22 protein-coding genes and 1 tRNA gene are annotated in these 24,994 nt (G+C 63.5%); 9 read left to right on the plus strand and 14 right to left on the minus strand.

The features are described from left to right. Positions 1 to 116 precede the first annotated feature (116 nt). Positions 117 to 866, plus strand: a complete 750-nt coding sequence (locus tag KPL74_07800; GenBank protein QWT21899.1) for an SDR family oxidoreductase — start codon at positions 117 to 119, stop codon at positions 864 to 866. A gap of 40 nt (positions 867 to 906) precedes the next feature. Here the strand turns inward: KPL74_07800 and KPL74_07805 are convergent, their stop codons facing one another. The 3 genes from KPL74_07805 to KPL74_07815 all read right to left on the minus strand — a co-directional run bounded on the left by KPL74_07805 (position 907) and on the right by KPL74_07815 (position 3,571). Then, positions 907 to 1,713, minus strand: a complete 807-nt coding sequence (locus tag KPL74_07805) for an SPFH domain-containing protein (protein QWT21900.1) — start codon at positions 1,711 to 1,713, stop codon at positions 907 to 909. A gap of 170 nt (positions 1,714 to 1,883) precedes the next feature. Next, entirely contained in the window at positions 1,884 to 2,345 is a 462-nt protein-coding gene (locus KPL74_07810) for a hypothetical protein (protein QWT21901.1), read from the minus strand. Between the two features lie 152 nt (positions 2,346 to 2,497). Next, positions 2,498 to 3,571 carry a ParA family protein gene (locus KPL74_07815; protein ID QWT21902.1) on the minus strand — a complete coding sequence of 358 codons (1,074 nt, stop codon included), beginning with the start codon at positions 3,569 to 3,571 and terminating at the stop codon, positions 2,498 to 2,500. A gap of 750 nt (positions 3,572 to 4,321) precedes the next feature. On the opposite strand from KPL74_07815, the gene KPL74_07820 reads away from it, so the two are divergent. Beyond that, on the plus strand, positions 4,322 to 5,125 hold the full coding sequence (locus KPL74_07820; GenBank protein QWT21903.1) for a DUF4145 domain-containing protein: 804 nt from the start codon (positions 4,322 to 4,324) through the stop codon (positions 5,123 to 5,125). Here KPL74_07820 and KPL74_07825 read toward each other — a convergent pair. After that, a complete protein-coding gene (locus KPL74_07825) occupies positions 5,122 to 5,259 on the minus strand; it encodes a hypothetical protein (GenBank protein ID QWT21904.1) in 138 nt (45 codons plus the stop codon). The genes KPL74_07820 and KPL74_07825 overlap by 4 nt on opposite strands. 255 nt (positions 5,260 to 5,514) lie before the next feature. On the opposite strand from KPL74_07825, the gene KPL74_07830 reads away from it, so the two are divergent. Both KPL74_07830 and KPL74_07835 read left to right on the plus strand, forming a co-directional pair. Next, positions 5,515 to 5,883, plus strand: a complete 369-nt coding sequence (locus tag KPL74_07830) for a hypothetical protein (GenBank protein ID QWT21905.1) — start codon at positions 5,515 to 5,517, stop codon at positions 5,881 to 5,883. Positions 5,884 to 6,621: 738 nt separating this feature from the next. Next, positions 6,622 to 7,551 (plus strand): RelA/SpoT domain-containing protein, encoded by a 930-nt coding sequence (locus tag KPL74_07835; GenBank protein ID QWT21906.1) that lies wholly within the window; start codon positions 6,622 to 6,624, stop codon positions 7,549 to 7,551. 798 nt (positions 7,552 to 8,349) lie between these two features. Here the strand turns inward: KPL74_07835 and KPL74_07840 are convergent. The 4 genes from KPL74_07840 to tpiA form a co-directional block, all read right to left on the minus strand. Then, positions 8,350 to 8,511, minus strand: a complete 162-nt coding sequence (locus KPL74_07840) for a hypothetical protein (protein QWT21907.1) — start codon at positions 8,509 to 8,511, stop codon at positions 8,350 to 8,352. A 524-nt stretch (positions 8,512 to 9,035) separates the two neighbouring features. Then, positions 9,036 to 9,120: transfer RNA gene (locus KPL74_07845), tRNA-Leu, on the minus strand. A 25-nt stretch (positions 9,121 to 9,145) separates the two neighbouring features. Further along, a complete protein-coding gene (gene secG / locus KPL74_07850; protein QWT21908.1) occupies positions 9,146 to 9,589 on the minus strand; it encodes a preprotein translocase subunit SecG in 444 nt (147 codons plus the stop codon). 25 nt (positions 9,590 to 9,614) lie between these two features. Next, the gene (tpiA, locus tag KPL74_07855) at positions 9,615 to 10,367 is read right to left on the minus strand and encodes a triose-phosphate isomerase (protein QWT21909.1); all 753 of its coding nucleotides are present in this window, start codon (positions 10,365 to 10,367) and stop codon (positions 9,615 to 9,617) included. A 160-nt stretch (positions 10,368 to 10,527) separates the two neighbouring features. On the opposite strand from tpiA, the gene KPL74_07860 reads away from it, so the two are divergent. Beyond that, positions 10,528 to 12,942 carry a DUF3772 domain-containing protein gene (locus tag KPL74_07860; GenBank protein QWT21910.1) on the plus strand — a complete coding sequence of 805 codons (2,415 nt, stop codon included), beginning with the start codon at positions 10,528 to 10,530 and terminating at the stop codon, positions 12,940 to 12,942. 75 nt (positions 12,943 to 13,017) lie between these two features. Here KPL74_07860 and KPL74_07865 read toward each other — a convergent pair whose 3' ends face one another. After that, on the minus strand, positions 13,018 to 14,646 hold the full coding sequence (locus tag KPL74_07865; protein QWT21911.1) for a serine hydrolase: 1,629 nt from the start codon (positions 14,644 to 14,646) through the stop codon (positions 13,018 to 13,020). A 148-nt stretch (positions 14,647 to 14,794) separates the two neighbouring features. On the opposite strand from KPL74_07865, the gene KPL74_07870 reads away from it, so the two are divergent. Next, a complete protein-coding gene (locus KPL74_07870) occupies positions 14,795 to 15,007 on the plus strand; it encodes a ParD-like family protein (protein ID QWT21912.1) in 213 nt (70 codons plus the stop codon). Continuing rightward, positions 15,004 to 15,786 (plus strand): type I methionyl aminopeptidase, encoded by a 783-nt coding sequence (gene map / locus KPL74_07875; protein ID QWT21913.1) that lies wholly within the window; start codon positions 15,004 to 15,006, stop codon positions 15,784 to 15,786. Before KPL74_07870 ends, map begins: the two co-directional genes overlap by 4 nt. A 3-nt stretch (positions 15,787 to 15,789) precedes the next feature. On the opposite strand, the gene KPL74_07880 is transcribed toward map, so the two are convergent. The 4 genes from KPL74_07880 to KPL74_07895 form a co-directional block, all read right to left on the minus strand. Continuing rightward, complete coding sequence (locus KPL74_07880) at positions 15,790 to 16,692, minus strand: DMT family transporter (GenBank protein ID QWT21914.1); 903 nt, start codon at positions 16,690 to 16,692, stop codon at positions 15,790 to 15,792. A 100-nt stretch (positions 16,693 to 16,792) separates the two neighbouring features. Beyond that, positions 16,793 to 18,622 (minus strand): ABC transporter ATP-binding protein/permease, encoded by a 1,830-nt coding sequence (locus KPL74_07885; protein ID QWT22591.1) that lies wholly within the window; start codon positions 18,620 to 18,622, stop codon positions 16,793 to 16,795. An 88-nt stretch (positions 18,623 to 18,710) separates the two neighbouring features. Continuing rightward, positions 18,711 to 19,334: a Pr6Pr family membrane protein gene (locus KPL74_07890; GenBank protein QWT21915.1), complete on the minus strand. Its 624-nt coding sequence runs from the start codon at positions 19,332 to 19,334 to the stop codon at positions 18,711 to 18,713. Between the two features lie 11 nt (positions 19,335 to 19,345). Continuing rightward, on the minus strand, positions 19,346 to 21,277 hold the full coding sequence (locus tag KPL74_07895; protein QWT21916.1) for a M1 family metallopeptidase: 1,932 nt from the start codon (positions 21,275 to 21,277) through the stop codon (positions 19,346 to 19,348). Between the two features lie 148 nt (positions 21,278 to 21,425). On the opposite strand from KPL74_07895, the gene KPL74_07900 reads away from it, so the two are divergent. After that, a complete protein-coding gene (locus KPL74_07900; protein QWT22592.1) occupies positions 21,426 to 22,388 on the plus strand; it encodes a glutathione S-transferase family protein in 963 nt (320 codons plus the stop codon). Between the two features lie 83 nt (positions 22,389 to 22,471). After that, positions 22,472 to 23,476, plus strand: coding sequence for a decarboxylating 6-phosphogluconate dehydrogenase (gnd, locus tag KPL74_07905; protein QWT21917.1), 1,005 nt, complete (start codon positions 22,472 to 22,474; stop codon positions 23,474 to 23,476). Positions 23,477 to 23,772: 296 nt separating this feature from the next. Here gnd and KPL74_07910 read toward each other — a convergent pair whose 3' ends face one another. After that, positions 23,773 to 24,735 carry a cation diffusion facilitator family transporter gene (locus KPL74_07910; protein QWT21918.1) on the minus strand — a complete coding sequence of 321 codons (963 nt, stop codon included), beginning with the start codon at positions 24,733 to 24,735 and terminating at the stop codon, positions 23,773 to 23,775. Between the last annotated feature and the right edge of the window lie 259 nt (positions 24,736 to 24,994).

Here is a 24,994-nt window from a genome sequence, read left to right on the forward strand (position 1 = left end):
AAAGCCCATTGTCGGGTGCATGTTATCAATTTCGGTAGTTTTCACGTTTTCTTGAGCGAATCGCCGAAAACGGGCCGATAAAAAGCCGAATGGCTCCTCTCCCCAAAGGAATTTCCATGGAATTGCTCAACCACGTCCTGATCGTCACCGGCGGCGCCAGTGGCATCGGACGCGAAGCCTGCCTCGCCCTTGCGCTCAAGGGCGCCGACCTGGTGGTCGCTGATTTCAACCTGGCCGGCGCAGAAGCCGTCGCCGCGGAAGTGCGTGGCCTGGGCCGCCGTGCCGTGGCGTTCAAGGTCGACGTGTCGAAGGCCGAAGACGTCGAGGCGATGGTCGAGTTCGCCGTCGACCAGCTCGGCACCTTGAACGGCATCTTCAATAACGCGGGCATCTCGAAGGTGCAGAGCCTGCTGGACATGACGCCGGCGGATTACCACCGGGTGATCGACGTGGACCAGCACGGCGTCTACTACGGCCTGCATTACGGCGCGCGGAAGATGGTGGCGATCGGTGCCAGGGGTACCTTCGTCAATACGGCCTCGATCTTCGGCTACGTCGCCGCGCGCGGCAGCTTCAACTACAACGCGGCGAAGTCGGCCGTCGTGGCCATGACCCGCACGGCCGCGCTGGAGCTGGCGGAGCACGGCATCCGTGTCGTCGCCGTCGCGCCGGGTTTCATCGACACGCCAATGATGGGCGACGATCCGCGCGTCAAGCCGCCGCTGGCGGCGCAACACATGCACAACGCGCTGATCCAGCCCGAGCAGGTCGCGAGCGTCGTCGCGTTCCTGTTCACCGACGCCGCGCAGGCGGTGAATGGCTCGACGGTGCCGGTCGACGACGGCTTCCTGGCCTTCAAGGTCTGACGGGAACGGGCGCGGCCACCCGCTGGCCGCGCCCTGCCCTTTAGCGTCCGCCCACCAGCACGTTGGCGCCGGCCGGAGTGATGTAGCACTCCTTCGCCGCCTTGCAGGCGTCGGCGTTGATCGTCGCGATGGTCACGGCCGAATACTGCTCGATGCTCATGCCGAGCTTGTTGCGGTAGGCGTTGTCGGCCACGGCGCGGGCTTCCTGCTCCTTCGCACGCTGTTCTTCCGCCGCGGTCGCCGCCACCAGGGTTTTCTGGCGCTGCTGCTGCGCCGCCGTTTCGTTCATCTGCTGCAGCACGTTCTCGTTCGGCCGCGCACGGCCGAGGGTGACGTCGAGGATCTCGATCGGCAAGCCGCGATCCTTCACCAGGCCGCGGATGGCCGTGGTCACTTCCTTGTCCACCTCGGCCGCCGTGGTCGGGCTCGACATCATGTCGCTCATCGTCTGGCCCTTCACCGCCTCGCGCACGATGCTGGCGTACTGGCTCTGGATGTTGTTCTTGAACCAGCCCATCGCACCGTACTGCTCGACGAGTTTCACCGAGTCGGTCACCCGGAACTGCAGCGCGGTGTCGAAGTCGAGCAGGATGTTGTCCTTCGAGCTGAAGTCGTCGAACACGACGTGCACGGTCTGCGGGGTCATGACGACGTTGATGTCCGACGTGCTTGCCCAGGTGATGATGCGCCCCTCTTTCACCGGCTCGGGGCGAACGCCGCCGTGGCCGAAGAGGTAGGGCTTGTCGACCAGCACGGACTCGGTGCCCGGGTCGACGGAAACGGAATGGCACGCCGTGAGCGAGCCGAGGATCAGGAGGGAGAACGGGATGAGCTTGCGCGGATGCACGGCATGTTCCTTATGGGTTGACGGCCCGCCCTTCCGGCGGACCAGGTTAGGGTAACGTGCCAATCGGCGCGTTGGACGTAGTCCATTTCCCTAAAGTCGTGATGTTTTGTAGGACTTGAGACCGCCACCAACAACTAAGCGGCCGAGGGCCAGATGGCCGTTCTGCCGCGCTATTCAATGACGTCGCCATCAAGCCCATACTGCTCGCCCTCATCCCCGACGACCTGCGCACCCAAGGCTTGCGCTACGGCAAACATCTTCTGAAGAATCTGCACATCGGGATTCTTGACCACTATCCCGCCAGCTGCAGGGGAAAACCAAGCCATATTGCCGTTTACCCCGTGCCCGGCAAACCCTGTCCAAACGGCAAGCCCGTCTTGCTCCACACGTAGTACGTGTCCGCCGCCTACCGTCGCCTCGGCGACTCCATCCAGGCGCATCTCCGGATCCGACGCCACGTAATCCTTCCACTCATCCAACGAAATCTCTGGCCCCTGCTCGTCGAACCAGTCTTTCTTGCGCGTGATGTGGACGTCATAACCCATGGTAAGTCCCCTAAGGCTGTCGAACGGACGCAAAAAAAGCGCTCCAGCGGCCTCTCTTGCGATCCGATTGAGGGTGTCCGTATTCATGAAAGCCAAACCTCCCAAAGCATGCCGACTCATTATGCGTAACGTCGGCCGAATCTTTGTGAGTCTCCAAGGGGGCATCCAAAATCACCTAAATATAACGCCTCTTTCCGACTAGACGAACGGATGCCCCCGGGACCACTTTCAAAGCAAAGCTAGGGCAAGACGCGCAGGATCCCATCCACAGCGGCCCTGCACTCTGCGATCCGATGCTGGTTTAGTTGGACCTGCTGGCCGTGGACGGCGTGATGGCCGCCGTTGAGGCGTGATAGGGGCACACCAAGGTGCGCGGCGACGATGCCAGCAGTGTTGAAATCGCGAAGAGACAGAGCATATTGATTTTCAAAGGCCCCCACACTCTGCGCCATATGCAGCCTGGGTGTGAAGTAACCCGGGTGCTGTTGGAACGCCGCGAATAAGGTAGCCGCGCTCGCCGCAGAGAGGGCTCCAAAAGCCGCAGCGTCCCCGCGGTTCTGCGTAAGACGGTTTCCAATGATCGCGTGAATCTTTGGCACCGGCATGCCATGCAGCTGAGCCTGTGCCGCGAATGTCCAAGATCCGTAAATCGGGTGCGGAGGCACTTGCCCGTGAAGCAGGATGAACATCGCGTTGACTGCTACCCTCGAAGAGTCGTCGGCGTTAACCGGCGTCAGCAGCATATCGGCGGCTGAAATCGCTAGTTCGGTGTAGATTGAAAAGCTTGGATTGGTGTCGATCAAAACGACCACGTCGTCGTCACCTTGGGCCTCGAGGCTCACAACAAGACGTCTGAAAATTGTATGGACCCACAACCAAGGGACGATCTGAGGAGTGAGTGATGGGGCCGACGCGGCCCCGGTAATGGCTGGCGCCATGGGCTCTAGGTTGCCATCGCCGCACAAGATCCAAAGGTTGTTCGGCATGTTCGGATTGACCGAGTGAACATGCGTGAGAAAGTCGTTAGGGTCCGGGAGGGGTGCCGCGGCGCCTCGAGCGATTACGGTACTCAGATACCCTACTACTGTGCGCGGCGTAGCCTGCGTACATAAATTCAGGACGGCGTTCTCACCGGCAAGGCCACCGCCCAGCAACATCATGCTGACGTTCGCTTGGGGGCAAAGGTCGATCACTAGCACCTTTTTCTCCGGATGGAGCTCGGCGTACCTAGAGGCCAAATGGTAGGTGATCGTGCTTTTTCCAACGCCGCCCTTATTATTCCAAATCGCAAAGCTTTTCAATTCCTTCCCCATCTAGCGCAGCCTCATGCTGCCCGCCAATCGTCGCATGCCAGCAGCTCACCCGTCACACGGGAAGACAAATTTCTCGTTGACTGAAAATCATTAAAAGCGCTTGTTCCCCGAAGGCGTCAGATTGACGGTTCGCGTAATTGCGAAGTCAAGGAGATGAACTTTTCCGTGCACTAGAGGACAACCGGCTTCGGTTCACGTCACAGCCTGCACATTTAGGACTACCATCCCTGAGGAATGATCCCGATGACGCCCCGTCGTGGTCCGGGGTTGCTAAGGTCACGAGGCGAATCTTCACGAAGGTGCTTCGCGGGCTAGCTGCAACGGTTATTGCATGACGCGGGCAGATGTGGCTTGTCCGATGCGTGAATCCGTAAGCATGACGGGAAGCATTCGTCAAATACTCTGTCTGGCGGTCAGGGCTGGATGAAATGGCGGGCACACTGCGATGCCGGGCTGCGGCGTGGCCGCCCCGCCTCTATGATTTAGGCGTTCCTCCTATGCTGGCGGCTTTACGGCTGTCCCGGGGCCCTTCGGGAAGTAAGCGTCTGAACTTTCGCCTTACTTATGTGCTTCCGTGCTCAAGGGTCGTGACGTAGTGGCGCATCATTTTCTCAGAGCAGTCGTGCGGGCCATGAGGGGCTTCTAGGTGACGTACGGGGATAAAAAGTTGCCATGCGGGCGGTTGGTGAGAGATCACTGGTCGAGACAGGCGTCTGCTACTAGACTCAGTCCGGAATTGGAGGGGAACAAATGAGCGGAAAAGCGGCCTCGGTCTACGAGGAGGCATTCAACTGCCCGTATTGCGGAGCGTTCACTGCGCAAACCTGGCACGGGGTGTACTTGCGTCCACCGAGTACAGGCCGGTTGCCAACTCTAATCACGCCACAGGAAGCCTTTAGCTACCGAATTGTGATCGACTCAGAAACCAATCAGTCAGAAGATCAGCGTCAGAAAAGGCATGCGATTCTCGATCGGCTCGCCCAGGGACTGTTGACGTCCGAGCGAGTCAACGAGAATGTCTCTCGGAAATTATCCAACCTCTTTATCAGCGAATGCTACATCTGCCATGAGTTCGCAATTTGGCGATACGACCGCCTGATTTACCCGGCTGAGCAAGTGGGCGAAGTGGCAAATTCGGACATGCCATCTGACGTGCGTGCAGATTTCGATGAGGCTGGTGCGATCTTGAATTTGTCGCCTCGCGGCGCCGCCGCGCTGTTGAGATTGGCGTTGCAAAAACTCTGCGTCCACTTGGGTGAGGCGGGCCGGAACATCAACGACGATATTGCCGCGCTCGTGCGGAAAGGTCTCCCGGTTGAGCTTCAACAAGCGCTAGACGCCGTACGCGTAATTGGCAATGAGGCGGTACATCCCGGTGTTATTGATCTTCGGGACGACGCCGCTACCGTTGCCGGCCTAATGCGCGTACTGAATGTCGTCGTGGAAAATCGGATATCGCAGCCGCGTCAAATTCGGGAGCTGTACTCAATGCTTCCTGCCGACAAAATCGCAGGTATTGAGGCTAGAGATAGTAGGACGCGTAGCGAGAATTAGCGTAAAAACTCGTAGAAGGTACCGTCGAACTCGACCAGTGGTACGTTGCCGCCCAGCTTCATGTCGCGCAAGTGCGCTTCGCTGTCGAGGTGGCACCGTATGTTCTCCGGGACTTCGAAGAGGGCAACTGTCACCTTTTCATCAGACTCGGCACCCGACAGTTGGGTGTTGAAGCTTCCCTTCTATGCTTGTGGTTTTATCCAGCTTGTCAGTATGGCGCCGTCCGCCTGCTTTTTTTGAGCTTGCGCCTGCATATCGTTGCGGGTCGCCCATTGGTACCGCACAGTCCATCCCTGCAGAAGCCTTTCAGGTGTTTGACACAGGCACGGTCCGATCCCACGCACGATTTTGAGGTCTAGAATCGGGCTATCCCTCCACGGCCCACATGCATGCCAGCATCGAAATCAGCCCCCGAGACGCTCCCACCGAGTGAGGAAATCACTGTTGAATGGCTTCGCCGCCATATTCCGATCATCTGGTGGTATTGGGTTGCGGGGGGCACCGTAGCCGCGCTCGCGGCGGTCACTGGTTCTGCCTTCTACCTTGGAAAGACGGTGGCCGTTGCCGATGGGGCTTACCAGTTGCGTCAGATAAACGATGACAAGGCACGGGTGGCGAGCGAGGTGCAGGGCCTCGAAATCAGAAAGGCCGAGCTTGAGGGCGCGGTGGCACGCCTGGAAGCCGAGAAGTATGTGAGCGGTTTGAGTAGAGAGCAGGTGCTTGATGAAATGCGCAAACGGGGAGCGCTGAGAGACTAAGAGCCGTCCGGAGAACAACTTTCAGGGGCGAGACGTTCGCACCGGTGAAGGACTGCAGCCGCGATGTAAGCTAGGGGTGCTTAGTCTGAAATTTCATTGGGGAGATAGCACATGGGCAAGCGTGTAGAGCCAGCGGAGCATCCGTGCGGCCTACTCAGGATGAAAATCGCCGCGCTCTGGACCGAGGCGCTCGCTGTCGAAGCAATTCATGGCCCTACTCGGGAACTAAGCCTCGCAGGCACAATTCCTGACGACATCGGCGGGGGGGGGATGCCAGTTGAATACCTCACCTCTCTTGCTTACGTCATGATCGCTGGCTTCACATCCGTTCCCCCTACTTGCCGGAATGCTGCTGGGCGCCAGGGCTACTTCCGGTATTGCCGTCATCTGGCTCACGATGTCCGTCGTGACCGTAATTGTCGGCTTTTTGGTGCCCCTTAATGGCCGTAGTAAGCCAGACGTTGACGACGGGAGCATGGACAACTTCGACGACTGAGGCCGCCTGATGCGCGTCGGCCAAAACTACAGATAAGCGGGGACCGGCGCAGACACAGCGGCTACAATCCGTAACAGGGCTGAGACAGGGGGAAAGGAATGCAATACGCCATACCGGGATATTCGAGAAAGGAAGTGTCGCGAGCGGGCGACCGGCTCCGAGAGGGATATCGAACCATCGCCGAGACCCCCGGTCCAGGCCCCATCTCCCTGCCCGCAGACTTCTTCAGAGCAGTGGACGTGATGAGCAACTGGCGATCATCGCATGCCTTCCCGTTGAACACTCTCACTGTCAGCCTTCGTACCCACGGGCGACTGGTCGCAGGTGACGTTCTGGTAGCACAGCGTCTGAAGCGCGCATCTTCGATCATTGACAAGCTTCGTCGTGAAACCGGGATGTCGTTGGACAGGATGCAGGACATCGGCGGCTGCCGTGCGGTTATGCCCACGCTTCAAGATGTATATCTTCTTCAGGATCGCCTACTCCGCTCGTCGATGCGCCACGAACTCCGCAGACAGACCGACTACATCAAGGCTCCTAAAGCGTCTGGCTATCGTGGCATTCATCTTATTTACCTTTACAAGAGCGACCGTAGCAAGGTCTACGACAAGCTCAGCATCGAGGTTCAGATACGTTCGCGTTTGCAGCACGCATGGGCGACTGCCGTAGAGACGGTTGGAACCTTCCTCGATCAATCATTGAAGGCCAGTCAAGGTTCGGCGGATTGGCTGGAGTTCTTTCAGGTCGTATCGCGCGCGCTGGCGTTCACTGAGGACGCCGCGCCTAGTGAAGATGTGCCCCAAATTCACGCCATTCTTGACCGTGCGCGCGAGTTGAGCCGCAAGTTAAACGTCCAACAAGTTCTCGGTCAGTATGGCACCGCACTTCACAGCACGACGGAGAACGCTCCGCAGGACGCCGCGTACTACCTGATGACGCTTCTGCCCGAGAAACATACTCTTACTATCGCCAGCTTTACGCGCGCGCAGCTCGCAGAAGCCAACGAAAGATATACCGCGTCAGAGCAGGCCTTGTCTGGAATCCCCGGCGCGCAGGTGGTTCTCGTGAGTGCCGAATCGCTGGTTGCGCTGAGGAAAGCGTACCCGAACTACTTTCTCGACACTGATTTGTTCATTGAGGCCCTTCGAAATTTGGACGCGAACGAATTCTAAAGACGTAGTGATACGAGCGAGAGAATCCCTTTCCGTCGCGTGCTGTGAGTAACGCCCGTCACGTCCTTAGGCAACCTTGCCTTAAAGGCAACCACGCTGGCTCCGTTCCGCAGCCCCTCAAGGTAGTCGACCCACGCCTGCATCATCCGTGTACGCTCATCAAGGTACTTAGCGGTGTGCGTGTAGGCTTCGCGGACCTTGTTGGTCTCCGCGTGGCCAGTTGGCGCTCGAAAGCATCGGAGTGCCAGCCCATCTCATTGAGCCGCGTTGCCGCCATACTTAGGTACCCATGGCCGGTCATCTCGGCGCCTGAATATCCTAGACGCCTCAGAACGGCGTTAACGGTGTTCTCGCTCGTCTGCTGGCTCGTACCGACTAGGCCAAGGGAAACGAACCGTCTGACGCCCGTAAGTTCGCGTAGCTTAGCCACCAATGTAAGCGCTTGGATCGACAGGGGTACTGGGTGAGCAGCCTTCATCTCCATACGCACTGCCGGAATTCGCCAAAGAGCAGCGTCAAAGTCGAATTAAGCCAACTCAACGCACCGAAGCTCCCCGGGACGAACGAAGACTACCGGGGCCAACTGAAGTTAAGGGTCACGAACTGTCCCGAGAACCCGTCGATGGTCCGCTGCAGCTCGCCGATTCGCTGGGGATCGGTCGCAGCGGCACGATAAAACACCCTAGCGGGTGTCTAGAAAGACTTGACCACGACACTCCTCCTTGGGCGCCTTCAGCGCGCCTCGGAGTGCAGGCGTCGGATCGCTCCTTCCAGTACCGAGTACCGGAATACCTGTCCCTATCTCACTTTAGCCCGCTTGGCGGTTTCGAGCTTCCTCGTTGCCTCGACCTTGCGGAGTGCATCAAGCAGCACCCGAGAAGTGATCGAAGCGACCGGCAGGGAGCCGATCTCCGGAAGGACGAACGTTTCCAGGATCCATCGGTTCTTGCTCGCGGTCACCTCGGTGACCTCCTGGCAAACATCCAGTCTCGCGCGACGAACGCGATCGTTGACGCGGGAGCACGGTTGGCAGCGGCCACTGCCCGCTTTGCCTCTTTACGGTCGGCGCCGGGGTAGAAGCCGTTGTTTATCCGCCTCTTGGCTACGTCACGCCCTCGGCCATCGTGATTCGTGGGCTAGACCCCGAGAGCCAGCGTCTTGTGCTTATCTGCGAACCGGTAGCCATACCTGCCAATAGCGACTGCCGTCCGGCTTGAGCAACAGGTCCATGCCACCGCCGTCCGTGAGCTTCGGTGGCTTCGCGGCGGGCTTGGCTTTGCGACTGGCGGTCGGTGAGCATGACGGTGTCTCGAAGGCGCGCGGGCGGCATCCTAATCACATACCGTCAAAAATGCCGCCAGAGACCGCCAGCCTCCATGCGACACGATGAGACCGCTTGGAACCTTACAGGCACAAAAAAACCCGCTAAGTAGCGGGTTCCTCTGCGGTTTCGATACGGAGTGATCCCCGCTGAAACCTTCCTATGGTGCCCAAGGGGGGACTCGAACCCCCACGACCTAAGCCGCTACCACCTCAAGGTAGTGCGTCTACCAATTCCGCCACCTGGGCATAACTTTAAAAACGGGTGTTGCTATTACTTCTTGGCCGTCGAAGCGGACGCCGGGTTGGCTGCCTGCTGCGGGGCCGGAACATCGTTGTTCGCCGCCGGGGCCGTGGCCGCCGGGACGTCGCCGGCGGCAGGCGCCTTCGGCACGTCGGACGCCGGAGCGACCGCGTTGTTGGCGGGAGCCGCAGGCACCGAAGCGCCGGACATCACACCAAGATCCGCAGCCGGCTGGGGGTTACCCGTGCGGCTCAGGTAGATACCCATGCCGAGGCTGAGGATGAAAAACAGCGTGGCCAGCACACCGGTCGCACGAGTCATGAAGCTCGACGAACCACGCGCACCGAACACGGTAGCGGACGCGCCGCCACCAAAACCGGAACCTGCATCCGCACCGGCACCGCGCTGCATGAGAATCAGCACGATCATCGCCGCGGCGATCAGGATATAGAAAACGCTGAAGAGGATGAACATATCTTCTTGTTTGCCGTGTCGCGAGTTATCGACGCGCCGCGGCGCATATATCCAGGAAATCGGAGGCTACCAAAGCGGCACCGCCGATCAGTCCCCCGTCTACGTCCGGCTGGGCGAAAAGTTCGGCCGCGTTGGCCGGCTTGACGCTTCCGCCGTAAAGCACCCGGGTCAGGAGCGAGATATTAACATCCTTTTTTGCCAGTTGGCTACGGATGAACGCATGAATTTTTTGCGCCTTCTCCGGGGTCGCCGTCAGGCCGGTGCCGATGGCCCAGACCGGCTCATAGGCGATGACCGCCTCGCGGAAGGCCTCGATCCCGTTGTGCTCGAGCACCGCGGATAGCTGGCGTGCGATGACCGCTTCGGCCTGCCCGGCTTCGTGCTCCTCCTTCGTCTCGCCCACGCAGAGGATCGGGGTCAGCCCGGCCTGGCGCGCGGCTTCGAACTTCTTCGCCAGAAGCGCGTCGGACTCGTGCTGGTACTGGCGGCGTTCGGAATGCCCCACCAGCACCCAGCTGGCGCCCACGTCGCCGAGCATCGCCCCGGAGACCTCGCCGGTGAAGGCGCCCTGGACGTGGTGCTCGGAGAGATCCTGCGCGCCGAAGCCCAGGCCGCGGTCGCCGTAGCGGTCGGCCAGCTCCCACAGATAGACGTCGGGCGGGAAGACCAGCACGTCGGTGCCGTCGGGCAGGTTTTCGACGATCTCGCGGACGAGCTTGTCGGCCATGGCGCGGGAGCCATGCATCTTCCAGTTTCCGGCGACCAGCTTCTTGCGCATGGCGTGGCTTCCAGACGGTGACAAAGGGGCGGCAGGATAGCTGCCAGTCCGTGACGGGCAAAGCTGCAACGCCGCATCGGCGACGTGGCATGCACCGTTCACCGAGGGTACCGCATGCTTGGGGCCTTTGAGATTGTCGGTTCCGGCCTATCATTCCCCCATGCGCATCCTGAGAATTATCTTCCTCGCCCTCCTCCTGGCCGGCCCGGCCCTGGCCTTTGCCCAGGCCGACGACGCCAGCCCGGCCCAGCAGCTGTCCAACCTGCGCGACCAGCTGGACGACGTCGAGAAATCGATGAAGGCGACCGACCTGGTCGACAGCAAGCTCGACGAGCTGCGGGCCAGCGCCAACGACATCAATGGCAATGCCCAGAAGCTGTCCAGCTCCCTGCAGGCCGGGCGCCAGGCGGCGAAGGACCGACTCGACCAGCTTGGCCCGGTCCCGACCGGCGGGGCCAAGGAGGCACCCGAGCTCGTCCAGACCCGCAAGGACGCGCAGAAAGCTTTCGATGCCGTGGACGGCCAGATCAAGCAGGCCGACGCCATGGCGCTGGAGGCGACCCAGACCGCCACCGCGCTGTCCGACCTGCGCCGTACCCGCTTCCAGGAGCGCATCTCGCGCCAGAGCTACTCGCCGCTGTCGCGCCCGTTCTGGTCGGAGCCGGCCAAGGCCTTCCCGCGTGACTCGGCCAACCTGCGCGACTTCGCCAGCCAGGCCAAGGCCGACATCGTCACCAGCTGGACCGACGGCAATCGCACGGCGCTGATCAGCTGCGTCGTGGTCGGCCTGCTGCTGATGACCGCGGTTCGCTGGTACATCGAAAAGCGCGTCCGCCACCTCACCGCCAACCGGATGCCGCCGGGCCGCCTGCGCCGCTCCGCCCTGATCGTCGGCATCACGCTGACCTCGGCGTTGACCACCGGCATCGGTACCCAGCTCCTGTATGTCGGCCTGAACTGGCGCGACACCTTCAGCGACGACACCAATACGGTCGCGAAGGGCATCGTCAACCTCGTGTTCTTCGGCGCTTTCGTCGCCGGCCTCGGTCGCGCACTGATCTCGGCCAAGCGGCCGTCGTGGCGCCTGCCGACCATCTCCGACGAAACCGCGTTGAGCCTGCGTCGCTTCCCGATGCTGTTCTCGCTGGCGGTGGTGCTGTTCTACTTCCTGCGCATCCTCAACCGCACGATCGGCACCAGCCTCGCCGCGGAAGTGCTCACCAGCAGCCTGCAGGCGGTGGTGCTGACCGTGCTCACCGGGCTTGCACTGTTGCGCCTGAGCCGCACCCACCATGTCGACGACGAAGAAACGCCGACCGCGCCGCGTGCGATCTGGGCTAGCCTGTTCATCGCCGCCGCGTGGGTCGCCATCGTCGCGTCCTGGATCGGCCTGTTGCTCGGCTTCATCGCGTTCGCTTCGTGGATGGCCGGCCAGGTGGTGTGGACGCTGATCGTCATCTCGGCGATCTACCTCGCGATGCGCCTGGTCGACGACCTGTTCGAAACCCTGCTCTCCGAGAAGGGTCCGATGAGCGCGCGCGCCCAGGCCATCTTCGGCACGCATCCCAAGCTGCTCGACCAGGCCGGCGTGCTGCTTTCGGGCGTCACCCGGCTGGCCCTGTTCCTGTTCGGCCTGACCGCGGTGATGTCCGGCTTCGGCGCTGGCACGTCGGACATCCTCGCCCTGGGCAGCAAGCTGCAGCAGTTGAAGGTCGCCAACGTCACCGTCCAGCCGGCGCAGATCCTGGCCGGCATCGGCGTGTTCTTCACCGGCCTGCTCGCCGTCCGCGTCGTGAAGAAGTGGATGACCGACAGCTACCTGCCGCGCACCAACCTCGACCCCGGCATGCGCACGTCGCTGACCACCCTGCTGGGCTATGTCGGCGTCGTGCTGGTGGTGTCGTTCGCCCTGCTCCAGCTCGGCCTGTCCTTGCAGAGCATCGCCTGGGTGGCGTCCGCACTGTCGGTGGGCATCGGCTTCGGCCTGCAGGCGATCGTGCAGAACTTCATCTCGGGCCTGATCCTGCTGGCCGAGCGTCCGGTGAAGGTGGGCGACTGGGTGGTGCTCGACGATGCCGAAGGCGATATCCGCCGGATCAACGTGCGCGCCACGGAAATCCAGGTCGCCGACCGCTCGACCATCATCGTGCCGAACTCGTCGTTCATCACCAAGCCGGTGCGCAACATGACGATGGCCAACCCGCAGGGCCGCGTCCTGATCAAGCTGCCGATGCCGCTGGATTCGGACCCCGTGGCGGTGCGCGACCACGTGCTCGAAGCGATGAGCGGCAACCAGGCCGTTTCCGACGCGCCGGCACCGTCGGTCACGCTGGACAGCATCGACCGCGCCGCCATGACATTCTCGATCACCTGCTACGTCGGCAGCCCGCGCGACGTGGGCGGGGTGAAGAGCGACCTGCTGTTCGACATCATCGCGCGCCTGCGCGGCGCCGACATCCCGCTGCTGCGTCCGCAGGACCTGGTGCTGCGCTCCGGCGGCAACATGGGCGACCTGATCGGGCCGACGGCCGATAGTGCCCCGAAGGCCTCCACCGATCCCGACGCCGGAACATAACGGCTACCTGTAGGAGCGCGCCTGCGCGCGATGGGTGTTTCGATACGCCCCATCGCGCGCAGGCGCGCTCCTACGTCAGTTCTTGACCGGCGCCAGGCGCAGGTCCTGGAAGTCGAAGCTGAAGTCGGTGAGCGGCGAGACGGGTTCCATGCGGACTTCGCGGACCTTGCCGTCGGGATCGAGCTCGAAGTTGACGAAGGCGTCGCCGTTGAGCGAACGGTCCTTCCAGTGGGCGATGAACGTGTCGTGCTGCCACGGCTCGAGCGTGCCGCTGAGCTGGGCCGTCTTGCTGAAGCTCATCACCAGCTTGCCGCCGTCCTTCGCCACCCTGACGTCGCCGTACCAGGGATCGCGATACGTGCCGACGTAGCCGTCCAGCGGCAGCGAGGGCTTCGCGCCCTTCATCCGCGAGGCCTCGTGCTTCTTCATGCTGTCGTCGGCGTTGCCTTCCATCTTCTTCACCGACGCCGCGTAGGCACCGATCCAATCCGTCTTCGGCGCATCCATGAAGGCATCCAGCGCGCGCATCGTCACCGCCTGGAACGCGGCGCCGCTTTCCTGGTTGGTCAGCACCACGATGCCGAGGTTCAGGTCGGGCACCATGGTCAGGCGCGAGACCATGCCGGGCCAGCCACCGGTGTGCCACACCAGCTTGTGCCCGCGGTAATCGGAAACGAACCAGCCCTCGCCATAGCCGGAGAAGTTCGGCACGGCCGCCTTCAGTTCCGGCACGCTCGGTTCGGGGATGCGGATCGGCGTGATCAGCGACCACATCTCCTTCTGTCGCGCCGCGGAGAACAGGCGCTGCTGCTTGCCGCTCGCATCGGTGTACACGCCGCCGGCCAGCTGCATGTTCATCCACTTGGACAGGTCATGCACGCTGGAATAGATGCCGCCGGCGGACGGATTGTTGTTCCACGACATCGGCTCGACCGGCTTCAGGTCCTTGAAGTCGAACTTCGCGTGTCCGATCGCGGTGTCGTCGCCCGGGTTGATGTGCTCGGGCGCACTGGTGATCGATTCGCTCATGCCCAGCGGCTGGAAGATGCGATCACGGACGAAGTCGGCCCACGGCTTGCCCGAGACCTGCTCGATGACGAGGCCGGCCACGGCGAAGAGGATGTTGTCGTAGGCGTATTCGGCGCGGAAGCTGTTGGTCAGCGGTACGTAGCGCAGGCGCTCGACCACTTCCTTCGTGGTGTACGACGTCGCCGGCCAGTACAGCAGGTCGCCCGCGCCAAGACTCAGGCCGCTGCGGTGCGCAAGCAGGTCGCGCACGCGCATTTCGCGCGTGACGTACGGATCGGACATCTGGAACCACGGCAGGCGATCGACCACGCGATCGTTCAAGTCGAGCTTCTTCTCGTCGGCGAGGATCGCCAGCGATGCCGCGGTGAAGGCCTTGGTGTTCGACGCGATGGCGAAGCGCGTGTGCGCATCGACCTTGGCCGGATCGCCCAGCTTGCGTACGCCCGAACCCATCTCGAGCACGATCTTGCCGTCCTTCACGATCGCCACGGCGATGCCGGGCACGTCGAACTGCTTGCGGGTGGCGTCGACGTAGGCGTCGAAGTCGGCCAGCGCGGCCGGGCGCGCATCGGCGGACATCGCGCCGGTGGCGGGCGGCGCGTCCTGGGCCTGGGCGGCCAGGCCGAAGACGAACGAAGTGACCCCGAAGGCGAGGACGTGGCGGAGACGCGACATGGGACAACCCCTGTTGGACAAAAAGCGATAGCGCGACTATGCCGCGCCCGGGGCCGCAAGGGGAAGCGACGCATTGGCACATGCGCTGGCATCGGATATACGATTCATATATGCTTCGTATATACCACGACACCGCAGCGAGAACGCCATGGGCATCGTCAACATCGATGAAGACACACACGACCAGCTCCGCCGGGCCTGCACGGTCACCGGCCGCTCGATCAATGCCCAGGCCAATTTCTGGATCCGCATCGGCATGCTTTGCGAGCTCAACCCTTCCATGAGTTTCCAGGAACTGGTGGCACGCGAGCTACGCGATGCGGGGCTGGAGGCATTGCCCTTGCGGGCCTCACGGGGATGATCAAGGACGCCGCCGAACTCGCCGTGATGGCCGAGGCCGGGCGCCTGCTCGCCGAGGTGTTCCATCGGCTCGACCAATTGCCCCTGGAAGGCCGCAGCACGCTCGAACTCAACGACCTGGTCGAGCGAATGATCGTCGACGACCTGCACTCGCGGCCCGCCAGCAAGGGCCAGTACGGTTTCCCCTTCGTGTTGAACGCGTCGATCGACAACGTCGTCTGCCATGGCGTGCCCGCCGCCGGCGACGTGTTGCGCAACGGGCAAATCGTCAACCTCGACATCACCCTGGAAAAGAACGGCTACATCGCCGACTCGAGCACGACCTACATGGTCGGCGACGTGTCCTATGCGGCACGCCGGCTGGTCCGCACGACCTACGAGGCCATGTGGAAAGGCATCGCCGCGGTACGCCCGGGTGCGCGGATGGGCGACATCGGCCATGCCATCGCACGGCACGCGCGAGCGAACGGCTACAGCGTCGTGAAGGAGTATTGCGGCCATGGCATCGGACGCGAGATGCACGAGGATCCGCAGGTCCTGCACTACGGCCACCGCGGCACGGGCATCGAACTGCGCGAAGGCATGGTCTTCACCATCGAACCCATGCTCAACGAGGGCCGTGCGGCGATCGTCGCCGAGGATGGCGAGTGGCCGGTGTATACCCGCGACGGCAGCCTGTCGGCGCAGTTCGAACACACCATCGCGGTCACCCGGCACGGCGTTCGCGTGCTGACATTACGCCCGGATGAAGCGCCGCTGTGCGTGCTCGACGACGCCTAGGCGTCAGCCTTTGCTCTTCTGGCTGAAGAGCACACTGCCGAGGATGATGGCCCCCGCCAGCGCCATGGTCGGGGTCAGCGCTTCGCCGAGGAACATCCACGCCCATGCCACGCCGAACAGCGGCACGAGGTAGGTCGACGTGGCCGCGCGCGGCGCACCGATCTTCTGGATCAGCCGGAAATAGAACGCATAGGCCAGGCCGGTCGACAGCACGCCCAGGGCCACCACGCATGCCCACGACTTCGCCGGGATCGGCGCATCCGGCCAGGTCAGCCACGCCAACGGTGCCGTCAACAGCGTCGCACCGAGCAGGCAGCCCGCGGCAACGGCGGTGGGCGCGATGTCCGAGAGGAATTTCCTGATCAGGTTCGCGGCCAGGCCGTAGCAGAACGAGGCCGCTGCGCCGGCGAGCGCCGCCGGTGCCACGTTCTCCCCGGCGGTCTTGCCGCTGGCGAGGATCACCACGCCGACGAAGCCCGCGACCAGCGCGATCGCCTTGCGCGTGCCGATCTTTTCGCCGAAGCCGACGAACGCCACCAGCGCGGCGAACAGCACGGTCATGCTGTTGGCGATGGCGCCGATGCCGGCCGGCGCGCGCTCGGCACCCCAGGCGAACAGGGTGAACGGGATCGCGGCGCTGAGGCCGCCAAGCAGCAACATCTTCCACAGATGCGCCGGCCGGATCGTGGCGCGGGCCCGCCACAGCAGCGGCAGCAGGATCACCGAGCCGAACGCGAGCCGCGTCGCCACCATCGGGAACGGCCCGAAATCCTTCGCGGCGATGCGCATGAACAGGAACGAGCCGCCCCAGATGGCACCGAGGGCGACCAGTTCGGCACCCGTACGCCAGTCACGCGTCTCGACGGGGGCAAGCGGTTCGGCAGGAGTCTGGGCAGCGGCGGACATGCGAACCTCACGGGAATCTGAAGCCCTATTGTGGCGGCTCCATCGCGGCGGGCAAGCGGAATGTTTGCACGGCAGGGTTTAAAACGGCTCAACCCGCGCGTTATTCCACGCCGACGAAACCGCCCGTCTGGTGTGCCCACAGCCGCGCATACAGGCCGCCGTGGGCAATCAGCTCGGCATGAGTGCCGGTCTCGACGATTGCGCCTTTCTCCATCACCACCAACCGGTCCATCCGCGCGATGGTCGACAACCGATGCGCGATCGCGATCACCGTCTTGCCCTGCATCAGCGTCTCCAGGCTTTCCTGGATCGCGGCTTCGGCCTCGGAATCCAGCGCCGAGGTCGCCTCGTCCATGACCAGGATCGGCGCATCCTTGAGCAGGACGCGGGCGATCGCGATGCGCTGGCGCTGGCCACCGGAGAGCTTCACGCCGCGCTCGCCCGCATGGGCGTCGTAGCCCGTGCGTCCTTCGCCGTCGGAAAGCAGCGGGACGAATTCGTCCGCCCTCGCCTTGCGCACCGCCTCGTCGAGTTCGGCGTCGGTGGCGTCGGGGCGGCCGTAGAGCAGGTTGTCGCGGATCGAACGATGCAGCAGCGAGGTGTCCTGGGTGACCACGCCGATCTGTGAGCGCAGCGATTCCTGGTTCACCCGGGAGATGTCCTGGCCATCGATGAAGATGTGGCCTTCCTCCAGGTCGTACAGGCGCAGCAGCACGTTGACCAGCGTGGACTTGCCCGCACCGGACGGACCGACGAGGCCGATCTTTTCGCCCGGACGCACGATCAGGTCGAGTCCACTGATGACGCCGCCGGCCTTGCCGTAATGGAAGTGGATGTCGTCGAAGCGCACTTCGCCCTTGCTCACGCGCAGCGGCAACGCGTCCGGGCGATCGACCACGGTGCGCTCCTGCGAGATGGTGGTGATGCCATCCTGCACGGTGCCGATGTTGTCGAAGATGCCGTTCACCACCCACATGATCCAGCCGGACATGTTGTTGATGCGGATGACCAGGCCCACCGCGAGGGCGACCTGGCCCGTGGACACCGTGCCCCGCACCCACAGCCACAGGGCCAGCGCACTGGTGCCGGCGATCAGCAGGCCATTGAGCGAGGTGATGGAGAAATCCATCGCCGTGATGATGCGGTTCTGCGCGCGCAGCCGGTCCGTCTGCTCGCTGATCGCTTCCTTCGCATAGCCCTCTTCGCGGTTGGTATGCGCGAAGAGCTTCAGCGTCATGATGTTGCTGTAACCATCGACGATGCGGCCCATCAGCTTCGAGCGGGCCTCGGAGGCATGCCACGAACGCTCCTTCACCCGCGGCACGAAGAACACCAGCATGCCGACGTAGCCACCGATCCAGAGCACCAGCGGCAAGGCCAGCCAGACGTCGGCCTTGGCGAACAGGTAGATCGACGTGCCTGCATACACCGAGACGTACCACATGGCGTCGACGACCTGCACCGCGGACTCACGCAGCGACGGGCCCGTCTGCATGATGCGGTTGGCCAGGCGGCCGGCGAAATCGTTCTGGAAAAACGCCAGGCTCTGCTTCAGCACGTAACGATGCTGCTGCCAGCGGATCATCGCCGTGAGGCCGGGGTTGATCGCCTGGTTCACTAGCAGGTCGTGCACGCCGATCGCCACCGGCCGCAGGATCACCACGACGAACGCCATCCACAGCAGCGTGTGCAGGTGGGTCTGGAAGAACACGGCGGCGGGGGTCTTCTGCGCCATGTCGACCACGCGGCCGAGGAAGTCGAACAGCGCGACCTCGATCAGCGCCACGCCGAGGCCGAAGACCAGCGCGACGACGAAGAGCCTCCAGACCTGGCGCAGGTAGTAAGCGTAGAAACGCACGACGGTCTTGGGCGGCGCCTTGTCGGGGGCATCGCGGAAGATGTCGATCAGGGATTCGAACCAACGGAAGATCATTCGCCTATTGTAGGCCGGCGGGGTGTCGGCTGCATGTCGGCGACTGTTTTTCGTCCGGGCCATCCGGTCGCGCGCAGGCGCGCTCCTACAGGGGGAGTTTGCGGTCGGCCGCGACGAGGGTGAGACCGAGCAGCAGGAAAAGCAGGCCCACGCCGGCGGCATTCAGCATTACCTGCAGGTAGCCAAGCTGGCCCACGTCCATGAACGGATAGGGATATTGGCCGGTGACGGCGCCGCGGGCGAAGGTCCAGGCAGCGAACAAGGCCGGGAACAGGAGCCAGCGCAGCGCATCGCCCCAGCGCAAGGCGCGATGGCCGGGCGACAGCGCCCACCACGCGACGTACAGCACCGGCACCACGTAGTGCAGCGCCCGGTCAGCCCACAGCTGCGGCCCTTGCGGCTGCCACAGGTGCTGCAGCAGCGTGGCGTAGACCAGGCAGGTGACCGTGATCGACAGCGCCGCCAGCCCGCGCATGCGCGGGCCACGCCACCAGCGCAGTACCGCCCAGCCACCCCCGGTCGCCGCGCTACCGGCGACGAAGGCCACCAGCAGGTTCGACAGGATGGTGAAGAAGCTGAGGAAGGCGACCGTGGTGGCGAGCGTCGGCGACGGCCAGGCCATCAGCCAGTACTGCAGGAGCAGCGCCGACCAGGCCATGGCCGCGACGACCACGGCGAACAGGTTGGAGAAAGCGGCACGTCGAGACATGCCGCCAAGTATCAGCGAGGCCAGCCGTTATTGGAACGGTCGCGATCGGGCACCTTGTGGTCCGGATCGATCACCGCCGCCACGATCTTGCGATCGCCGGGCACGCTCACGTCGAAGCTCTTGTGCTGCTGCCAGGTTTCGACCGGGATGCGGATGTCGCGGGTGGTCTTGTCGTCGAAGGTCACCCGCAGCGTCGCCGGCATCACCAGCTGGTCGCGATTCTCGATCGTCACGACCGCGCCCTGCACCTTGGTCACGGCAAGGTCGAGCTGCCAGTTGTTGGCATACCAGCCGCGCCAGAACCAGCCGAGGTCCTCGCCCGCCTCGCTCTCCATCAGGCGGAAGAAGTCCGACGGCGTGGGGTGCCTGTACGCCCAGGTGGCGATGTACTTGCGGAACGCCGGGTCGAAACGCTCCGGACCGATGATCTCTTCGCGCAGCAACACCAACCCGAGCGCCGCCTTGTAATAGGTCGCCGGGTGGCGGTACTTCTCCTTGACCATGTCCGCACCCATCAGCAGGCTCGGCGCATCCTGGTCGGCCAGCAGCGGCAGGATGCCGTCCACCGGGTTGCCACCCTTGGGCGCGTACTCGCCGTCGCGCTTGGGGCCGAACTCGCCGTGGTTGAAGGCGTCCATCTCGTAGACGTCGATGAAGGTGTTGAAGCCTTCGTCCATCCACGCGTTACGCCGCTCGTCGCTGCCGACGATCATCGGGAACCACGTATGGCCGATCTCGTGCGCGGTCACCATGTGCAGGGGCTTGGCCGGCGCCTTGCTGGGATCGAATACGATGCCCGGGTATTCCATGCCGCTGGCCGCCGAGCCGCCTTCGTTGATCGCGACCGGATAGGGATACGGGTACCACTTCTGCGAGAAGTGCTCGACCGACGCCTTCATGAATTCGGTCGAACGACCCCACAGCGCGGGCGTCGCGCTCTCCACCGGATACACCGACATCGCCAGCGCTTTCTTGCCCTCGGGCAGGTTGATCCGCGCGGCGTCCCACACGTAGGCCGTGGACGCGCCGAAGGCGACGTCACGGGTGTCGTGCATGCGGAACTTCCACGTCAGCGTGCCGCCCTGCTTCGGCCGGCTCACCGGCTTCGCCACCTCGTCGGGGGCCAGGATCATGACGGTCGCATCGCTGTCGCGCGCCTTGGCCAGACGCTGCTGCTGCGTCTTCGTCAGCACGTCTTCGGGGTTCACCAGTTCGCCCGAACCGGCGACGATCATGTCCGACGGCACGGTGATGGCGTAATTGAAGTCGCCGTATTCGAGGTAAAACTCGCTGTTGAGATAGGGCGCGGTATCCCAGCCGCGCTGGTCGTCATAGACGCACAGCCGCGGGTACCACTGGGCCATCTCATAGATGTTGCCGTTCTTCGACGGATCGAAGCCGGTGCGGCCGCCGAAGTTGCCCGGCAGGTCGTAAGAATATTCGATCGTGACGTCGACCCTGCCGCCCTTCGCCTTCAGCGTTTCCGGCAAGCGCACCTGCATGCGCGTGTCGGAGACCACGTAGGTGGCCTTGAGCGCCTTGCTGCCCTCGCCCACCGTGACCGACGCGATGCGATAGCCATCGGTGTGGCGCGTTTCGCCACGGTCGCCGGTGAAGTTTCCGCGCGCATCCGCGGTGAAGCGGTTCTCGTCCAGCTGCAGCCAGAGCACGTCCAGCGCGTCCGGGCTGTTGTTCGTGTAATGGATCGTGGCCTTGCCGACGAGGGTGTTCTTCACCGGATCCAGCGTCGCCGCCAGGTCGTAATCCGCGCGGTTCTGCCAGAACAGCGGCCCGGGCATGCCGCTGCCGGAACGGTAGGCGTTGACCGTCTGCGGGTAGGTGAACGGGGCGAAGGTCTCGCGCGGATCAAACGTTCCGGCGGTGGCGGCGACCGACGTCGCGAGGGCCAGGCCAGCCAGGGTGAAGCGGACGGTGCGATTCATGGGGACGCTCGTGGGACGACTTCGGCAGACTACCTGCGCCACGGCCGACACCCCAACCGTGCCGGAAGTAACGGACCCCGCCCTGGCGTGACGAAATCTTGCCAACCGGGGCGGCATCATCGGCGGATCGCCACGAGAGGACATGCCGATGGGATTGCTGGTCGATGGCCGCTGGACCGACGCGGGCTACGACACCGCCGGGTCCGGTGGGCGCTTCGAGCGTGAGCCCACGCGCTTCCGCCACTGGATCACGCCCGACGGCGCCCCCGGCCCCACGGGGGCAGGCGGCTTTCGCGCCGAGCCAGGGCGCTACCATCTCTACGTCGCCCGCGCCTGCCCATGGGCGCATCGCACGACGATCTTCCGCGCGCTCAAGGGCCTGGACGAAATGATCGGCCTGTCGGTGACGCACTGGCTGATGGGCGACGAGGGCTGGACTTTCGAACCCGCCGAAGGCGTGGTGCCTGACGAGGTCAACGGCGCGGCGACCGTCCACGCGCTTTACCAGCTCGCCGATCCGGCGGTTTCGGGACGCGCCTCGGTGCCCGTGCTGTGGGACACGCAGCGCAGGACCATCGTGAGCAACGAATCGGCGGACATCATCCGCATGTTCAACAGCGCTTTCGACGAGGTCGGCGCACGACGCGGCGACTTCTATCCCGAGGCGCTGCGCAACGAGATCGACGGCTACAACGAACGCATTTACGACACGCTCAACAATGGCGTGTACAAGGCCGGGTTCGCCAGCACGCAGGAAGCCCACGACGAAGCGATCGCACCGCTGTTCGCCACGCTGGACTGGCTGGAGATGCACCTGGCCAGCCGACGCTACCTGTGTGGCGACCACCCGACCGAAGCGGACTGGCGCCTGTTCACCACCCTGCTCCGTTTCGATGTCGTGTACCACGGCCACTTCAAGTGCAACGTGCGCCGGATCATCGACTATCCCGCCCTCTGGGCATACACACGGGCGCTCTACCAGGAGCCCGGCGTGCGCGAAACGGTCGACTTCGGGCACATCAAGAAGCACTATTACCTGAGCCATCCGTGGCTGGACCCCACGCGGATCGTTCCCGTGGGGCCGGATATCGACTTCGAGGCCCCGCCCTAGGTCGATCTCATCCGTTGGTATGACTTGCATCCGGCGCGGACAGCCGCATATTCCCCAAGATGATTCCCACGAGGACCCCACGCATGAAAATCGGTTTGATTGGTCTGGGCCGCATGGGCGGTAACATCGCCCGCCGGCTCATGAGGGATGGTCACCAGACCGTCGTCTATGACACCAGCGCCGATGCGCGCGCCGCCCTGGCGAAGGACGGCGGCGAAGCCGTCGATTCGATCGAAGCCATGGTCCAGGCCCTGCCCTCGCCGAAGGCGATCTGGGTGATGCTGCCGGCCGGTGAAATCACCGAGGCGACGATCCAGAAGCTGTCCGGCCTGCTCGGCAAGGACGACATCATCATTGACGGCGGCAACACCTTCTACAAGGACGACGCCCGCCGCGGCAAGGAGCTCGCGCAGAAGGGCATCCACTACGTCGACGTCGGCACGTCCGGCGGCGTGTGGGGCCTGGATCGCGGCTACTGCATGATGATCGGCGGCGACAAGCCGACCGTCGACCACCTCGACCCGATCTTCAAGACGCTTGCCCCGGGCGCCGGTGACATCCCGCGCACCGAGAGCCGCGACGGCCGCGACCCGCGCGTCGAGAATGGCTATATGCACGCTGGCCCTGCCGGCGCCGGCCACTTCGTCAAGATGATCCACAACGGCATCGAGTACGGCATGATGCAGTCGTTCGCGGAAGGCTTCGATATCCTGAAGAACCGCAACGCCGACTTCCTCCCGGAGCACGAGCGTTACGACCTGGACATGGCCGACATCGCCGAAGTCTGGCGCCGTGGCAGCGTCGTCTCGTCGTGGCTGCTCGACCTCACCGCCAGCGCGCTGGCGAAGGGTTCGGAGCTGGATAACTACTCCGGCTACGTCAACGACTCGGGCGAAGGCCGCTGGACGGTCAACGCCGCCATCGAAGAAGCCGTGCCGGCCGAGGTGCTCACCAGCGCCCTGTTCGCCCGCTTCCGCTCGCGCCAGGACCACACCTACGCCGAGCGCCTGCTCTCGGCCATGCGCATGGGCTTCGGCGGCCACGTCGAAGGCCGCGGCAAGCCGCCGGCCGAAGGCGAACACTCGTAAAGCAACACCTGTAGGAGCGCGCCTGCGCGCGAATGGGGCTAGGGAAAAGCTCCCATTCGTGCGCAGGCGTGCTCCTAAATTGTTTTTTTGGGGTGTTTCGCTTACCCCATTCGCGCGCAGGCGCGCTCCTACATTGTTCTTATGGGGCGTTTCGTATTTGCCCCATTCGCGCGCAGGCGCGCTCCTACATTGTTCTTATGGGGCGTTTCGTATTTGCCCCATTCGCGCGCAGGCGCGCTCCTACATTGTTCTTATGGGGCGTTTCGTATTTGCCCCATTCGCGCGCAGGCGCGCTCCTACAGGGTGTGCCAGTCGCCGTCGCCGTCGTCGAGGCGTTGCAGGCGGCGTTTCCATTGCTCGGGCGTCTGTGGCTTGACGAATAGCGCGACGATCGGCAGTTTCGCATCGCGCGTCACGATCTCCATCCGCCGCACGCATTCCTCGATGGCCGGCGTCGTCAGGCTGTCGTCGAACTCGGTGGACAGCGCCACCATCACCTGGTCCGGTCCCATCTGCACGGTGAGCATGCCGTTGACCCGGCGCACGCCCGGCACCGTCGAGGTGATCGCGCAGACCTTCGCCAGCAGGTTCGGCGTTGCCGACTCACCGATCAGCAAGGCCTTGCTTTCCCGTGCCAGCAACGCCGAGGCGAGCGTAAGCACGAGCGCGATACCGATCGATGCCCAGCCGTCGAGGCGTGGCTCGTTGAGCGCATGCGAGAGATACACGCCGAGCGCCGCGATGCCCAGGCCCAGCAGGGCCGCGGTGTCCTCGAACAACACGGTGAACGTGGTCGGATCCTTCGTGCCGCGGAACGCTTCGAAGTAGCCGAGCTTGCCCTTGCGCCGCTGCACGCTGCGCAGCGACAGCCACCACGAGCTGCCTTCGAACAACGCGGCGACGCCGAGCACGATGTAGTTGGTGGTGGGATCGCGCAGCGGCTCGGGGGCGAGGACGTGGTTGACGCCTTCATACAACGAGAAACCCGCGCCGAGCGATAACACCAGCAGCGCGACGATGAAGCTCCAGAAATACAGTTCGCGGCCATGCCCAAGCGGGTGTTCGCGGTCCGGTGGCTTGCGCGAGCGATGCAGGCCGTAGAGCAGCAGGATTTCGTTGACGCTGTCGACGAGGGAGTGGACGCCTTCGGACAGCATCGCCGCGCTGCCGGTGAGCGTGGCCGCGACGAACTTCGCCACGGCGATGCCGACGTTGGCGGCAAGCGCCGCGTAGATGATGAGCTTGCTCTCGGATGCCATGCCGCCACCATACCTTACGCGCCGCGCCGCCGCGCCCCACCCTCGCGGAAACGTCGAAAACGCCGGCAATACTCCTGTAGGAGCGCGCCTGCGCGCGAACGCCATCCCACCCCACCCCGGCATGAATCTAAAAGGCCATGACAAACAAAAGGTCATGACAAACAAAAGGCCACACCCCGAGGGGCATGGCCTTTGTTTTCTGCCTGCGGTTATCAGCTGGCCTTGAGCGGGCTGGTTTCGCGCGCAGGCGCGCTCCTAC

The organism is Bacillus sp. NP157, from assembly GCA_018889975.1.
Classification (GTDB): Bacteria; Pseudomonadota; Gammaproteobacteria; order Xanthomonadales; family Rhodanobacteraceae; genus Luteibacter.